Source organism: Citrobacter freundii complex sp. CFNIH4, assembly GCF_002934505.1.
Lineage (GTDB): Bacteria > Pseudomonadota > Gammaproteobacteria > Enterobacterales > Enterobacteriaceae > Citrobacter > Citrobacter freundii.
In genome coordinates this window covers 2426761-2442081 of sequence record NZ_CP026231.1, presented here as the reverse complement: position 1 = coordinate 2442081, position 15321 = coordinate 2426761, and the positions used below count along the sequence as shown (strand labels likewise).

Annotated in this window: 13 protein-coding genes; all 13 read left to right on the top strand. The window is 43.3% G+C overall.

The window, feature by feature from the left end; all coding sequences use genetic code 11:
* The first annotated feature begins 26 nt into the window (after positions 1-26).
* The 13 genes from wcaJ to rfbC all read left to right on the top strand — a co-directional run bounded on the left by wcaJ (position 27) and on the right by rfbC (position 15314).
* Positions 27-1421, top strand: coding sequence for an undecaprenyl-phosphate glucose phosphotransferase (wcaJ, locus tag C2U41_RS12695; protein ID WP_003844315.1), 1395 nt, complete (start codon positions 27-29; stop codon positions 1419-1421).
* Between the two features lies 1 nt (position 1422).
* The gene (wzxC, locus tag C2U41_RS12690) at positions 1423-2901 is read left to right on the top strand and encodes a colanic acid undecaprenyl disphosphate flippase WzxC (protein WP_003844314.1); all 1479 of its coding nucleotides are present in this window, start codon (positions 1423-1425) and stop codon (positions 2899-2901) included.
* Between the two features lie 23 nt (positions 2902-2924).
* Positions 2925-4205: a colanic acid biosynthesis pyruvyl transferase WcaK gene (gene wcaK / locus C2U41_RS12685; RefSeq protein ID WP_003844313.1), complete on the top strand. Its 1281-nt coding sequence runs from the start codon at positions 2925-2927 to the stop codon at positions 4203-4205.
* Entirely contained in the window at positions 4202-5422 is a 1221-nt protein-coding gene (wcaL, locus tag C2U41_RS12680; protein WP_003844312.1) for a colanic acid biosynthesis glycosyltransferase WcaL, read from the top strand. The genes wcaK and wcaL overlap by 4 nt, the downstream gene beginning before the upstream one ends.
* An 11-nt stretch (positions 5423-5433) precedes the next feature.
* On the top strand, positions 5434-6828 hold the full coding sequence (gene wcaM, locus C2U41_RS12675; protein ID WP_048217346.1) for a colanic acid biosynthesis protein WcaM: 1395 nt from the start codon (positions 5434-5436) through the stop codon (positions 6826-6828).
* Positions 6829-6993: 165 nt separating this feature from the next.
* Positions 6994-7887: a GalU regulator GalF gene (gene galF / locus C2U41_RS12665; protein ID WP_103848824.1), complete on the top strand. Its 894-nt coding sequence runs from the start codon at positions 6994-6996 to the stop codon at positions 7885-7887.
* Between the two features lie 342 nt (positions 7888-8229).
* Positions 8230-9483, top strand: coding sequence for a flippase (locus C2U41_RS12660; RefSeq protein WP_003844308.1), 1254 nt, complete (start codon positions 8230-8232; stop codon positions 9481-9483).
* A 6-nt stretch (positions 9484-9489) separates the two neighbouring features.
* A complete protein-coding gene (locus tag C2U41_RS12655; RefSeq protein ID WP_016150596.1) occupies positions 9490-10323 on the top strand; it encodes a glycosyltransferase family 2 protein in 834 nt (277 codons plus the stop codon).
* Positions 10324-10342: 19 nt separating this feature from the next.
* Positions 10343-11251 carry a glycosyltransferase family 2 protein gene (locus tag C2U41_RS12650; RefSeq protein ID WP_044701925.1) on the top strand — a complete coding sequence of 303 codons (909 nt, stop codon included), beginning with the start codon at positions 10343-10345 and terminating at the stop codon, positions 11249-11251.
* Positions 11244-12383 carry a glycosyltransferase gene (locus C2U41_RS12645; protein WP_103848823.1) on the top strand — a complete coding sequence of 380 codons (1140 nt, stop codon included), beginning with the start codon at positions 11244-11246 and terminating at the stop codon, positions 12381-12383. The genes C2U41_RS12650 and C2U41_RS12645 overlap by 8 nt, the downstream gene beginning before the upstream one ends.
* Positions 12383-13318 (top strand): glycosyltransferase family 2 protein, encoded by a 936-nt coding sequence (locus C2U41_RS12640; RefSeq protein WP_044701927.1) that lies wholly within the window; start codon positions 12383-12385, stop codon positions 13316-13318. The genes C2U41_RS12645 and C2U41_RS12640 overlap by 1 nt, the downstream gene beginning before the upstream one ends.
* A gap of 93 nt (positions 13319-13411) precedes the next feature.
* Positions 13412-14752, top strand: coding sequence for an undecaprenyl-phosphate galactose phosphotransferase WbaP (wbaP, locus tag C2U41_RS12635; RefSeq protein WP_233901298.1), 1341 nt, complete (start codon positions 13412-13414; stop codon positions 14750-14752).
* Positions 14753-14771: 19 nt separating this feature from the next.
* The gene (gene rfbC, locus C2U41_RS12630) at positions 14772-15314 is read left to right on the top strand and encodes a dTDP-4-dehydrorhamnose 3,5-epimerase (protein ID WP_003844299.1); all 543 of its coding nucleotides are present in this window, start codon (positions 14772-14774) and stop codon (positions 15312-15314) included.
* The last annotated feature ends 7 nt before the right edge of the window (positions 15315-15321 follow it).

Sequence of the window (15321 nt, the reverse complement as noted above, 5' to 3'; positions counted from 1 at the left end):
GCAAAGGGTGACTAACAGGAACCACGATGACACATCTAAAGAAGCGCGAGCGCGCCAAAACCAATGCGTCGTTAATTTCGATGGTGCAACGCTTTTCAGATATCACCATCATGTTTGGCGGGTTGTGGGTAATCTGCGAATTAAGCGGTTTGCCTTTCCTGTACATGCACCTGCTGGTGGCGCTGATCACTCTGGTCGTTTTTCAGATGCTCGGTGGCATAACGGATTTTTATCGCTCCTGGCGTGGTGTCAAAATTACCACTGAGCTGGTGCTGTTGCTGCAAAACTGGACGCTAAGCCTGATTTTTTGCGCAGGTCTGATCGCCTTTAATAATGATTTTGATAACCGTCTCGCCGTCTGGCTGGCGTGGTATCTGCTATCCAGCGTTGGCCTGGTGTTGAGTCGTTCGTTTATTCGCTACGGCGCGGGATGGCTGCGTAATCGCGGTTACAACACTCGCCGGGTGGCAGTGGCAGGGGACCTGCCTGCCGGACAAATGCTGCTGGACAGCTTTCGCCATGAACCGTGGCTGGGGTTTGAAGTTGCAGGTATCTATCACGACCCTATCCCTGGAAAAAACTCCCGCGACTGGGCCGGTAATCTGCAACAACTGGTGGATGACGCCAAAGCCTCACGCATTCATAACGTTTATATCGCCATGTCGATGAGCGATGGTGCCAGCGTCAAAAAATTAGTGCGCGAGCTGGCCGATACCACCTGTTCAGTGATCCTTATTCCTGATGTCTTTACCTTCAACATTCTGCATTCACGGATTGAAGAGATGAACGGCATTCCGGTGGTGCCGCTGTATGACACGCCACTCTCGGGAATTAATCGTCTGTTGAAGCGCGCGGAAGATATCGTGCTGGCTTCACTGATCCTGCTACTTATTTCCCCGGTGCTGTGTGGCATAGCACTACTGGTAAAACTGACCTCCAAAGGACCGGTGATTTTCCGCCAGACTCGCTATGGCATGGATGGGAAGCCGATCAAAGTCTGGAAGTTTCGCTCAATGAAAGTGATGGAAAACGATGCGGTGGTGACGCAGGCCACGCAAAACGATCCGCGCGTTACTCCTGTGGGGAATTTCCTGCGTCGGACGTCGCTTGATGAACTGCCGCAGTTTATTAACGTGCTCACCGGGGGGATGTCTATCGTCGGACCACGTCCGCATGCGGTGGCGCATAACGAACAGTACCGCCAACTGATTGAGGGATACATGTTACGCCATAAGGTGAAACCGGGTATTACCGGCTGGGCGCAAATCAACGGCTGGCGCGGTGAAACCGATACGCTGGAAAAAATGGAGAAACGTGTGGAGTTTGACCTCGAATACATTCGCGAGTGGAGCGTGTGGTTCGATATCAAAATTGTTTTTCTGACGATATTCAAAGGCTTTGTTAACAAAGCGGCGTATTAACATGAGCTTACGAGAAAAAACGCTTAATGGCGCAAAGTGGTCGGCGATTGCAACGGTGATCATTATTGGGCTCGGACTTATTCAGATGACTGTCCTGGCGCGAATTATTGATAACCACCAGTTCGGGTTGTTAACCGTGTCGCTGGTGATCATAGCGCTGGCCGATACGCTGTCGGATTTCGGTATCGCCAACTCAATTATTCAACGCAAAGAGATTGGTTATCTGGAGCTGACGACGCTGTACTGGCTAAACGTTGGGCTGGGTATCGTGGTATGCGTGGCGATGTTTCTGCTGAGCGAGACGATTGCCCATGTGCTCAATAACCCAGAACTGGCACCGCTCATCAAAACCTTATCACTGGCGTTTGTGGTGATACCGCACGGGCAGCAGTTTCGCGCGCTGATGCAAAAAGAGCTGGCCTTCAACAAAATTGGCATGATTGAAACCAGTTCGGTGCTGGCTGGATTTACCTTTACCGTGGTCAGCGCCCATTTCTGGCCGCTCGCGCTGACGGCCATTCTTGGGTATCTGGTGAATAGTACGCTACGTACGCTGCTGTTCGGCTATTTTGGCCGCCGGATTTACCGACCCGGGCTGCATTTTTCGCTGGCATCCGTTTCGTCGAACCTGCGTTTTGGCGCATGGCTGACGGCAGACAGCATCATCAATTACATCAATACCAACCTTTCCACGCTGGTTTTAGCTCGCACGTTGGGAGCTGGCGTGGCGGGCGGATTCAATCTCGCCTGGAACGTGGCGGTTGTCCCGCCGATCAAACTGAACCCGATTATCACCCGCGTGCTGTTTCCGGCGTTTGCCAAAATCCAGGACGACAGCGAAAAACTACGAGTGAATTTTTACAAGTTGCTGTCAGTGGTTGGGATTATCAACTTCCCAGCGCTACTGGGACTGATGGTGGTGTCGAATAACGTGGTGCCGCTGGTATTCGGCGATAAGTGGAACGGCATTATTCCGGTCCTGCAACTATTGTGCATTGTGGGTTTGCTGCGATCCGTGGGGAATCCAATAGGATCGCTTTTGATGGCGAAAGCCCGGGTCGATATCAGCTTCAAATTCAATGTGTTCAAAACCTTTTTGTTTATTCCTGCCATTTTCATTGGCGGTCATCTGGCGGGGGCGATTGGCGTGACGCTGGGCTTTCTGTTGGTCCAGGTGATTAACACGATCCTCAGCTACTTCGTGATGATCAAACCTGTTCTTGGCTCCAGCTACCGTCAGTACATGCTCAGCCTGTGGCTGCCGTTGTATCTCTCCTTACCAACCCTTGTGGTGAGCTATGCGTTGGGCTTAACCCTGCGCAACCAGGTGCCATTAAGCGCGCTGCTGGGGATCCAGATAGCGGCAGGAGCACTGGTGTTTGCGCTAATGATTGTGCTGTCGCGCCATCCGCTGGTGGTGGAAATAAAACGCCAATTCTGTCGCAGTGAAAAAATGAAAACCTTGCTCCGTGCGGGATAAGAACAACGTTTTAAGAGGTCATAATGAAATTACTAATTTTAGGCAACCATACCTGCGGGAACCGAGGGGATAGCGCGATCCTGCGCGGTTTGCTGGATGCCATTAACGCGTTGCGTCCCGAGACCGAAGTGGATGTGATGAGCCGTTACCCGGTGAGCTCTTCGTGGTTGTTAAACCGCCCGGTGATGGGCGACCCGCTGTATTTGCAGATGAAGCAACATAACAACGCAGCGGGTGTTATGGGGCGCGTGAAGAAAGTGCTGCGTCGTCGCTATCAGCATCAGGTACTGCTCTCGCGTGTTACCGATTCCGGTAATCTGCGCAATATCGCTATCGCCCAGGGCTTTACCGATTTTGTCCGTCTGCTGTCGCGCTATGACGCCATCATCCAGGTCGGCGGATCGTTCTTTGTCGATCTGTATGGCGTGCCGCAGTTTGAACATGCCCTGTGTTCGTTTATGGCGAAAAAACCGCTGTACATGATTGGTCACAGCGTGGGGCCATTCCAGGATGGGCAGTTTAATCAACTGGCGAACTACGTGTTTGGTCACTGTAATGCGTTGATTTTACGTGAATCCGTCAGTCTGGATCTGATGAAGCGCAGCGCAATTACCACGGATAAAGTCGAAACTGGCGTGGATACGGCCTGGCTGGTTGACAACCATCATGAGGATTTTGAGCCAGGTTATGCGGTACAGCACTGGTTAGACATGGCGGCTAAACAGAAGACCGTTGCCATTACATTGCGTGAGCTGGCTCCTTTTGATAAGCGTCTGGGGACAACGCAGCAGGCCTATGAGCAAGCCTTTTCCGGGGTGGTGAACCGCATCCTCGACGAAGGTTACCAGGTGATAGCGCTGTCAACTTGCACCGGTATTGATAGTTACAACAAAGATGACCGCATGGTGGCGTTAAACCTGCGCCAGTATGTTAACGATCCGGCCCGATATCACGTGGTGATGGATGAACTTAACGATCTGGAGATGGGGAAGATTCTGGGCGCCTGCGATCTGACGGTGGGGACTCGCTTGCATTCTGCCATCATCTCGATGAATTTTATGACGCCTGCCATCGCCATTAACTACGAGCACAAATCGGCCGGGATCATGCAACAACTGGGGTTACCGGAGATGGCTGTTGATATTCGTCATCTTCTCGATGGCGGTCTCGAAGGGAAGGTTGCCGATACTCTCGGACAGTTACCTGAGCTGCGCATACGTCTCGGCGACGCGGTTATGCGCGAACGCGAACGTGGGGTACGCATGGTGCAGTCGGTTTTAACGCGTATTGAGGGGGATAAATGAAGATTGGTTTTTTCCTGCTTAAATTTCCGCTCTCCTCCGAGACATTTGTACTCAATCAGATAACCGCATTTATCGATATGGGCTACGACGTGGAGATTGTCGCTTTGCAGAAGGGCGATCTTGAAAATACTCATGCCTCCTTTAATACCTACCGTCTGGGTGAAAAAACTCGCTGGTTGCTGAATGAACCGGAAAGCAAACTGGCGAAACTGAAATATAGGGCAGCGGCGGCTCTGCACGGTATTACCCGCGCAGCGACCTGGAAAGCGCTTAATGTTGCACGCTATGGTGAGGAGGCGCGCAATCTGATTTTGGCAGCTATTTGCGGCGGGAATCCGCGAGCGTTTGAGGCGGATGTTTTTATTGCTCATTTTGGGCCCGCAGGCGTAACGGCCGCCAAGCTGCGTGAGCTTGGGATGATCCGCGGAAAAATCGCCACGGTATTTCATGGGATTGATGTTTCGCACCGGGGCGTTTTGGCCCGCTATACCCCTGAGTATCAGCAGCTGTTTCAACGCGGTGATTTAATGTTGCCCATCAGCAATCTCTGGGCCGGACGGTTAAAAAATATGGGATGTCCGCCGCAAAAAATTGCCGTCTCGCGTATGGGAATCGATATGACACGCTTTACGCCACGCCAGTTGAAATCGCCAACTGCACCGCTGGAAATAATCTCTGTTGCCCGGTTAACCGAGAAAAAAGGACTGCACCTCGCCATCGAAGCTTGTCGTCAGTTAAAAGAGCAGGGCGTTTCATTTCGTTATCGAATTCTGGGTATCGGCCCTTGGGAGCGTCGTTTACGTACGCTGATCGAGCAATATCAACTCGATGGCGTTATTGAGATGCCCGGCTTTAAGCCCAGTCATCAGGTAAAGGAGATGCTTGAACAGGCGGATGTATTTTTGCTGCCTTCGATCACCGGAAGAGACGGCGATATGGAAGGGATCCCGGTGGCACTGATGGAGGCAATGGCGGTGGGTATTCCGGTGATTTCCACCGTTCACAGCGGGATCCCGGAGCTGGTCGAGTCGGGTAAATCAGGCTGGCTGGTACCGGAAAACGACGCGCAGGCACTGGCAGAGCGTTTAGCGGCATTTAGCCTGCTCGACAGTGAGCAGGTACAGTCGATTGTGCAGTGTGCGCGTGAAAAAATTGAAAATGAATTTAATCAGTTAGCTATCAATAAACAGTTAGCCAGTCTGCTGCAAACGATGTAAATCGAGGTTGTATGTCAGAGAACAAACTCTCACGCCGTACTTTTCTGACGGCGGGCTCTGCGCTTGTCGTGCTGCATTCTCCCGTTGTTCGCGCGCTTGAATCATCGGGCAGCGTCAACATTCAGGATTACAACCCACAGGATTGGGTGGCCTCTTTCAGGCAGGCGTTCAAAGAAGGGCAAATGGTCGTCGTACCAAAAGGCCTGGAATGTAAGGATCTCAATACTGCTATTGTTATTCCGCCAGGCAAAACGCTCTTCATACAAGGGCGAATAAGTGGCAATGGCCGTGGGCGCTTTATTCTGCAGGATGGATGCAAAGTGGTGGGCGAGCAGGGCGGGAGCCTGAAGAACGTTACCCTGGATGTACGTGGTTCGGACTGTGTAATAAAAGGGATTGCCATGAGCGGTTTCGGTCCGGTGACGCAAATCTATATCGGCGGTAAAACTTCAAGGCTGATGCGTAATCTGATTATTGATGATATTACTGTCACACGCGCTAACTATGGGATTTTGCGTCAGGGTTTTCATAACCGAATGGATGGCGTAAAGATTACAAACTGCCGTTTTAGCGATCTACAGGGAGATGCCATTGAGTGGAATGTGGCTATCAACGACAGCAACATCCTCATTTCTGACCATGTCATTGAACGTATTAACTGTACCAATGGCAATGTGAACTGGGGCATCGGTATCGGGCTGGCGGGCAGTACCTATGACAATAGCTATCCCGATGAACTGGCGGTAAAAAACTTCGTGGTGGCGAACATCACCGGTACCGACTGTCGGCAGTTAGTTCATGTGGAGAACGGCAAGCATTTTATCATTCGTAATATTACCGCGCGAAATATCACACCGGATTTCAGTAAGAAAGCGGGCATTGATAATGCGACGGTTGCTATTTATGGATGTGATAACTTCGTGATCGATAATATCAATATGGAGAACAGCGCAGGTATGCTCATTGGTTATGGCGTTATCAAAGGTCGATATTTATCCATTCCACAAAACTTTAAGCTAAATAATATCCATCTCGATAACACCAAACGTGAATACAAATTACGCGGAATTCAGATCTCCTCTGGTAATGCAACGTCATTCGTGGCCATCACCAACGTGGAGATGAAGTGTGCCACGCTTGAGTTGCACAACCAACCGCAGCACCTTTTTTTACGTAACGTCAGGGTGATGCAGCAATTGGCCACGGGGCCCGCACTTAAGATGCACTTCGATCTGCGCCAGGACGTACGCGGAAAGTTTATGGCCAGGCAGGACACACTACTCTCACTGGCCAATGTTCATGCGGTAAACGAAGCTGGGCAAAGTTCAGTTGACATCGACCGGGTAAACCATCAGGTGGTGAATGTTGAAGCGGTGAATTTTCGACTACCGGGGCAGGAGAGGTAACTTTGCGACCATTCCTGGCTCAAGTTGTACATACTTGAGCTTAAGATTACTGCATTCTACAGATAAGCGGCGTAACATACGCGGCAACAGTACAATGTAATTCATACTGGCTAAAACAAGCTAAAAAGCTATAATTCAGCAACTAATGAATAGGTGAATGACTTAATGATTAATTTGAAAGCAGTTATTCCGGTAGCAGGTCTGGGGATGCACATGTTGCCAGCCACTAAGGCAATCCCTAAAGAGATGCTGCCGATCGTAGACAAGCCGATGATTCAATACATTGTCGACGAAATTGTAGCTGCAGGTATCAAAGAAATCGTTCTGGTAACTCATGCGTCTAAGAACGCGGTTGAGAACCACTTCGACACCTCTTACGAACTCGAATCGTTGCTTGAGCAGCGTGTTAAGCGCCAGTTATTAGCCGAGGTGCAGTCTATCTGTCCTCCGGGCGTGACTATCATGAACGTCCGTCAGGCTCAGTTACTGGGTCTGGGTCACTCCATTCTTTGTGCTCGCCCTATCATTGGTGATAACCCGTTCGTCGTGGTATTACCTGACGTTATTCAGGATACCGCAAGTGCGGATCCGCTGCGCTACAACCTCGCTGCTATGGTTGCTCGTTTTAATGAAACCGGGCGCAGTCAGGTGCTGGCTAAGCGTATGGAGGGCGATCTGTCTGAATACTCTGTTATTCAAACCAAAGAGGCTTTGGACAACGAAGGTAAAGTCAGCCGTATCGTTGAGTTCATCGAAAAACCGGATCAGCCGCAAACGCTGGATTCCGATCTGATGGCCGTAGGACGCTATGTGCTTTCTGCTGATATCTGGGCAGAGCTGGAAAAAACTGCTCCAGGTGCCTGGGGACGTATTCAGCTGACTGATGCCATTGCAGAGTTGGCTAAAAAACAGTCTGTTGATGCCATGCTGATGACGGGTGACAGCTACGATTGCGGTAAAAAGATGGGCTACATGCAGGCATTCGTTAAGTATGGGCTGCGTAACCTGAAAGAAGGTCCGAAATTCCGTAAGAGCATCGAGAAGCTACTGAGCGAGTAGATATTTACAGGTCTTTGTGACGGTAAGCCAGAAAAAATAGCGGCAGCTAACATCCCAGCTTCTATGCTTTAAGCAATGGAATGTTACTGTCGCTTTTTTATGAAAAATGACCAATAACAACAAGTTAACCTACCAAGTTTAATCATGGCTTTGTCAGTTTTTTTCTTGTTTCTGGTCGCATTTGGTAAGACAATTAGCGTTTGAATTTAACAGAGCTTTGCGATAGCTGGCGGGGCTGGTTACATCTTTGGAATTTAGGTAGTGCTCTGGTAGCTGCAAGGCCAGGGGCGGTAGCATACCTAAAAATGTGCAGGCTTCTGCAGGTTTTCAAAAAATAGAGTTATGAGTCTAATAAAGAATAGTTTTTATAATTTGGCAGGTTTTGCAATTCCAACATTAATTGCTGTACCTGCCTTAGGTTATCTTGCTCGAGTTATAGGCGTCGAAGCTTTTGGTATATTCACATTGGCATTTGCAATTGTGGGTTATGCTAGTATTTTTGATGCAGGGCTCAGTCGTGCTGTCATTCGAGAAATTTCTATTTATCGTGATGACTTGCAAGAACAGTATAAAATTATCGCCACATCAGGTATAGTAGTATTGTTTATGGGCTGTACGGCCGCAATTCTTTTATTACTGAGTGTACCGCATCTTAATTCGTTTTTAAAAGTGTCAGTAGATATGAGAGATGAAGTTCGTCAGTCTTTCATATTACTGGCATTTATTATTCCAATTTATCTATTAAATCAGATATGGTTAGCATGGTTGGAAGGCCATGAGAAATTTATTAACATTAATATACAGCGTTCAATTAGTAATTCAGCAATTGCTGGGCTCCCTGCTTTATGCTGTATTTTCCAGCCTACATTAAAATCCGCGATCATTGGTTTAATATTCGGTAGGTTAATTTCATTTATAATTACATGTTTTATTTGTAGAAAAATAATAATTTCCAGTGGTATAAATTTTAGCAGGAAAACATTTATACGGCTTATAAAATTTGGAGGATGGCTAACGATTAGTAATATAATCAGCCCTATGATGGTCTATTTTGATCGGTTTGTAGTGTCAAATTTATTAGGCGCGGGTAAAGTCGCTTTTTATACTGCCCCCTCAGAAGGCATCGGTCGACTATTAAATATTCCAGCTGCTTTAGCAAGAGCCTTATTTCCTAAGCTTAGTTATGCGCAATCAGCTGAGGAAAGAATAAAGCTTGAAAAGCAAAGTATTCTATTGATGTCTATTATTTGTGTTCCCGTGGTCATCATATGCTTGTTCTTTTCGAAGCAGCTAATGTCCTTATGGATGGGAGAGGAGTTTGGCATTCATTCAGCGCACATCTTACAGGTCCTAATTGTAGGGTTTTATTTTAACGCCTTAGCTCAGATCCCATATTCACTAATACAGGCCGCAGGAAAAGCTAAGTTTACAGCATTTATTCATCTTTCTGAGATAATCCCGTATCTTATCATTCTGTATGTTTTAACTTTACATTATGGATTATTAGGTACAGCTATCGCTTGGACAGGCCGAGTAGCTTTAGATGCGCTGTTGCTAAAGATTGTATCAAATAAATTACGAATTTATAAAAGATAAATTAATATGGACTACAAAATATTTGCAATCATTGTCACCTATAATCCGGATAATTCAGTACTTGATGAGTTTGTCAGAAAAATAACACATCAGGTATCTAAGGTGATTATTGTTGATAATAGTGAGCCTTCACAAGTTAATAGCTACAAGGATGTGGATATTGTTCGACTGAATGACAATGTCGGTATCGCTGAGGCGCAAAATATAGGGTTGCAGAAAGCGATGGATGAAAATTGTGATTTTATTTTTACCTTTGATCAAGACTCGCAGATTTCAGATTCATACTGCAAAAAAATGATTGCTGAGTATAATAAATTTAAAGATCAGTATCCTATTGCTTGCATAGGTCCAACAATTAATCAGCAATCAACAGATCATCAACCAAAAAATTTGGGACTAGCTGAGAAAGATTTTATTATTTCTTCTGGCGCTCTTTTTCCTCTACATGCCTTTCAAACCGTGGGGATGTTTAAAGCCGATTGGTTCATCGATATGATTGATGTTGAGTGGAGCCATCGTGCACGAAAGAAAGGATATCTTTCTTTTGAAACTCCACGTGTAATAATGAACCATAATATTGGTGAAAACGAGTATCCAAAACTCTTTATTTGGGAGGTTAGAATAGGCTCGCCTGTACGACAATATTATCTTGTACGAAATTGGATTTTCTCATTAAAATCAAAGAGTTTTGACATGAGGAGCAAACTTATAATTATTTTTCTTTTGCTAAAAAAAATACCTCTTTTTGCGATTATGACACCCAAAAGGAAACGAATTAAATTTATTTTGCAAGGTATTTGGGATGGAGTTATAGGCAAAGGAGGAAAATACTCATATTAAAATGAGTGTTTAAATAACTATGAATCAGGATATCCATGTTGATGTTATTCTTGCGGCTCATAATGGTGCCAAATTTATTCAGCAGCAAATTTTTTCTATTTTGGAACAATCGCATACGGCGCTAAATTTAATTGTTACAGATGACGGGTCTTCTGATGGTACAGTTGACCTTATTCATAATATTTCGAAGCAAGATCCTAGGGTTAGTTGTCATGTTTGTAATAATGCCGCAGGAGTTGTGAAAAACTTCAATAATGGAATCCAATTCAGTACAGCGGATTATATTCTTTTTTGCGATCAAGACGATGTGTGGGAAAAAGATAAAATAGAACTGATGCTTAATGAGATTCGTGAACAAGAGATAATCAACGGAGAAAAAGTCCCTTGTTTAGGCTTTTCAAACCTTAGAATAGTTGATGAAAATCTTAACTTAATAAATGATGATTTTTACAATTATTCAAAACTTGATCCGAATAATAATTTGGCATTAAATTATTTAACTTGGCGATCGTCGGTTTATGGCTGTACAGTTATTATGAATTCAATACTTCTCAAAATGGCCGGAATGGTGCCTGAGCATATTGCAATGCATGATCACTGGTATGCTTTTCAGGCTGCGAGGAGTGGGAAAATATTTTATCTGGCTCGGCCTCTTGTTAATTATCGCCAACACTCAGCAAACGTTGTAGGTGCCCAACAACGTAGTACCTTCGCTAGAGCTAAAAGAGTGAAAAAGACCTTATCAGGAATTAAGCGCTCAGTCGTATCGGCGCGAATAATGCTTAATCTGTTAGAAAATAATGAATGTAAAAGGAAATTAACTTTTTTACAAAAGATACGTTTCTTGCATAAATATGTTAAACCCTATTATACTGAGAGGTTTGCCTACAGTGTAATTTTCTCAATACTTTGGTTGATTTATGAATAAGCTAATTGTTCTTTCCGGTGTTAATATGGTTGAAGGCGGTATTTTGACCGTATTCAGGACGATGATCACTACATTTAGCAAAGTCTCTGGGGTGAGGTTAATTTGCTTGGTTCACGATGTCAATCTATTTGAACAATTTAAGTCACAAGAAAATATTGAATTTTATGAGTATAAAAATATTAAAACAGGCTGGCTTAAAAGACTCAAGTTTGAATATATAACTAGCTTTACATTGAGTAAAGAACTAAATCCAGATGCTTGGATATGTCTGCACGATATGTCTGCACGGGTAGCTACGGCCAACCAATTTGTGTATTGCCATAACCCATCTCCATTTTATCAGGCAAGTCATCTCGATCTTAAGTATGATCGAACTTTTTTCTTGTTTACCAAACTTTACAAATATTTATATCGCGTTAATATCAAATCTAATAAGCTAGTCATTGTGCAACAGCAATGGATTGCAAAGTATTTTAAGGAAAACTATAGTATTAATAATTTGTTGGTTGCCCGCCCTGAGGCAGAAAATATAAGAAACCGTGAAACCGCTCAATGCAACTCAGTGTCTACTGGAGTAAAAAGATTGCTGTACCCAGCATTTCCAAGAACTTTTAAAAATTTCAATATACTTCTTGATGCGATGGCAATCTTAAAAAAACAACAAATACATATCTATAATAAATTAAACATAATATTGACCTTTAATAAAGGAATGACGAAATTTGGAGATTTTATTATTTTTGAGTGTGAAAGGCGTGGGTTGCAAAATATACATTTCATTGGTCTGAAAAGTAAAGAAAAATTAGATGATATATATCGCAATGAAACCGATGCTCTAATTTTCCCTTCTAAGCTTGAAACATGGGGTCTTCCTCTTTCTGAAGCAAAAGAGTTTAAATTACCAATTCTTTCTGCCGATCTACCCTATGCTCATGAGACAATAGGAAATTATGAAAGAGTGCACTTTTTCAAACCTGATGATGCTGTTTTGTTGGCCGAAAAATTAGCTGCCTTTTCCCAAGGTGAAGATATTTTCGGGCCGACTACATTTACTGATGATCCTGCATATTTGGTTAGTCACAGTTGGGCTGAGTTAGCGAAACAGATTATTGATTCTTTGGAAATGAAATAATGAGCTCTACTTTAAAAATTGGTATTGCGGTAGTGACTTATAATGGTGGGGAAATTTGGGAGAAAGCGGCGCAAGCTATTCATCTAAATTGTCAACCCGGTACTGATGTCGTGGTTGTGGACTCACAAAGTAAGGACAACACCCAAGCAGTTGCCCAACAGTATGGATTTATTGTCCATGAGATCCAGCAGCATGATTTTAATCATGGTGGTACTCGTAATCTAGCTATGGATATTTTTCATGATAAGGATTATGTTATTTTTCTGACTCAGGATGCTATTCTTGAAACTAGAAATAGTGTGGCTACATTAATCAATTTTATGGTCGAAAATGATCTATGCGCTGCATATGGTAAGCAACTTCCTCATATTGATGCTAATCCAATAGCTGCCCATGCACGTGAATTTAATTATGGATGCGAGTCGTTGATAAATCAGCTAGATTGTATCCCTATTCGTGGCATCAAAACTGCTTTCATGTCTAATTCATTTTCCGCTTATAAAGTAGATGATTTTCAGCGTATTGGTGGTTTCCCAACTGACACTATCCTTTGTGAAGATATGTTTTTTGCGGCGAAAGCTATTCAACATAATCTAAAAACAGGCTATTGCTCTGAGGCTGCAGTCCGTCATTCACATAATTACTCAATTATCGAAGAATATAAGCGTTATTTCGATATTGGTGTTTTCCATCAAGATGAACCGTGGATTCAGAAAAAGTTTAATGCAGTATCGTCAGAAGGTAATAGATTTATTAAATCAGAGGTGATTTATCTAATGAGACATAATCCATTGTTAATTATTAAAGCATTTATGAATAATGTGGCAAAATTAATTGGATACAAAATTGGATTAAGATATAAAAATCTCCCGCTTAGTGTCATAAAAAAAATGAGTATGCACAGGAATTACTGGAAGAATTCTTATAATAGGTGAGTCAAGTTAAAGAATAAGTTTAAGCATAATGTACCGAAATATGTTTTCGCAAGTGTTGATTTTTTTGTCTATATATCCTCTCTTTTTGTAGCAATGATGCTTACCAAGCATTTTTTTGGCGGTGACTTATCACCTTTTCTGCCTGGGGAAGATTATAATTACCGAGTACTCTCTCACTTCATTCTTGGATTCGTCGCTGTAGCGTGGTTTGGAATTCGCTTACGCCATTATACATACAGGAAACCATTCTGGAATGAGCTAAAAGAAATACTACGAACAGTCATCATTTTCGCTGTAATAGATTTGGCGATCGTCGCGTTTTCAAAATGGCATTTTTCTCGCTATCTTTGGGCTTTTACTTGGTGTGGGATTTTTATATTTATACCGGTCGGCCGAAATTTAGTTAAGCGATTCCTAAAAAAGATAGGTATGTGGAAAAAGAAAACTATTATTCTAGGTGGCGGTGTTAACGCTTATGATGCATATCAAGCATTAATGAGTGAAAAGAACTTAGGCTATGATATTCAATATTTATATACTGTCAATGGCAAAGTTGAACCTATTAGTGAAGATATTAAGCTTCTTACAGAAGAGGAAGATATCTACAAAATTGAAGATTTTAGAAACATCCAATTTATCCTTGCATTTGATGATGGTGACTATCAACAATTAGATCGATGGCTTAAAAATCTCACAAAGAAAAAATGTCGTTCGATTTCAGTAATACCTACAATTCGTGGTGTGCCATTGTATGGAACAGATATGGCATTCATCTTTAGCCATGAAGTCTTATTACTTAGAGTAAATAACAATCTAGCTAAACGTAGTTCTCGTTTTGTTAAACGAACTTTTGATATTATAGTCTCTAGCTTTCTTTTAATTTTACTTTCCCCACTACTTATTTATCTGAGCCTTAAAGTAAAGAAAGACGGTGGGTATGCTATTTATGGGCATGAAAGGGTCGGTCGAAAAGGAAACTTATTTAAATGTCTTAAATTTCGCTCAATGGTGATGAATTCGCAGGAGGTGCTACAAAACCTGCTTGAAAGTGATTCTCAAGCCAGAGATGAATGGGAAAAAGACTTTAAGTTACGAGATGACCCTCGAATTACTCCAATAGGAAAATTTATTCGACGTACCAGCTTGGACGAACTTCCGCAACTCTTTAATGTTTTGAAAGGTGAGATGAGCTTAGTAGGTCCGCGACCAGTTATCGCTGAGGAACTACTACGCTATAACGATGAAGCTGATTACTACCTCATGGCAAAACCAGGTATGACAGGTTTATGGCAGGTAAGTGGACGAAATGATGTCGATTATGAAAAACGTGTATATTTTGATTCATGGTACGTTAAAAACTGGTCTCTATGGAATGATATCGTTATTTTATTTAAAACAATTAGTGTCGTTTTAAAACGCGACGGTGCTTATTAATCCTATTAAAGGTGCGATGATGAAAGTTATTGATACTAAGATCAATGGTGTTAAGATCATAGAACCCAAAGTATTTGAAGATGTACGTGGTTTCTTTTTGGAAACATTTAACGCCCAGCGTTATAAGAAAATGTTAGATATTGAACATGATTTTATCCAGGATAACCATTCACGTTCAGTCAAAAATGTTTTACGCGGCTTACATCTCCAGACCAATAATCCACAAGGCAAGTTAGTTCGTGTGGTCCATGGAGAAGTACTTGATGTGGCCGTTGATATCCGTAAAAATTCACCAACTTTTGGTCTTTGGGAGTCAGTAATTCTTAGCGAAAGCAATAAAAAACAATTTTGGATCGCGCCAGGACTTGCTCATGGTTTTGTTGTTCTCTCTGATGTCGCTGATTTTGAATATAAGTGTACAAATTATTACGATCCTGCAAGTGAAAAATGTATTTTATGGAATGATGCTGATCTGAATATTGAATGGCTGGTATCCGATCCTATTCTTTCTGATAAGGATATGAAAGGATTAACTTTTAAAGAATATGCTTCTCAACTTTAATTTATAG

Coding starts and splice junctions, on each gene's coding strand:
- C2U41_RS12650 (WP_044701925.1), top strand. CDS start 10,343: ATGAATCAGGATATCCATGTTGATGTTATTCTTGCGGCTCATAATGGT.
- wcaM (WP_048217346.1), top strand. CDS start 5,434: ATGTCAGAGAACAAACTCTCACGCCGTACTTTTCTGACGGCGGGCTCT.
- rfbC (WP_003844299.1), top strand. CDS start 14,772: ATGAAAGTTATTGATACTAAGATCAATGGTGTTAAGATCATAGAACCC.
- C2U41_RS12640 (WP_044701927.1), top strand. CDS start 12,383: ATGAGCTCTACTTTAAAAATTGGTATTGCGGTAGTGACTTATAATGGT.
- C2U41_RS12655 (WP_016150596.1), top strand. CDS start 9,490: ATGGACTACAAAATATTTGCAATCATTGTCACCTATAATCCGGATAAT.
- wcaL (WP_003844312.1), top strand. CDS start 4,202: ATGAAGATTGGTTTTTTCCTGCTTAAATTTCCGCTCTCCTCCGAGACA.
- C2U41_RS12660 (WP_003844308.1), top strand. CDS start 8,230: ATGAGTCTAATAAAGAATAGTTTTTATAATTTGGCAGGTTTTGCAATT.
- galF (WP_103848824.1), top strand. CDS start 6,994: ATGATTAATTTGAAAGCAGTTATTCCGGTAGCAGGTCTGGGGATGCAC.
- wzxC (WP_003844314.1), top strand. CDS start 1,423: ATGAGCTTACGAGAAAAAACGCTTAATGGCGCAAAGTGGTCGGCGATT.
- C2U41_RS12645 (WP_103848823.1), top strand. CDS start 11,244: ATGAATAAGCTAATTGTTCTTTCCGGTGTTAATATGGTTGAAGGCGGT.
- wbaP (WP_233901298.1), top strand. CDS start 13,412: ATGATGCTTACCAAGCATTTTTTTGGCGGTGACTTATCACCTTTTCTG.
- wcaK (WP_003844313.1), top strand. CDS start 2,925: ATGAAATTACTAATTTTAGGCAACCATACCTGCGGGAACCGAGGGGAT.
- wcaJ (WP_003844315.1), top strand. CDS start 27: ATGACACATCTAAAGAAGCGCGAGCGCGCCAAAACCAATGCGTCGTTA.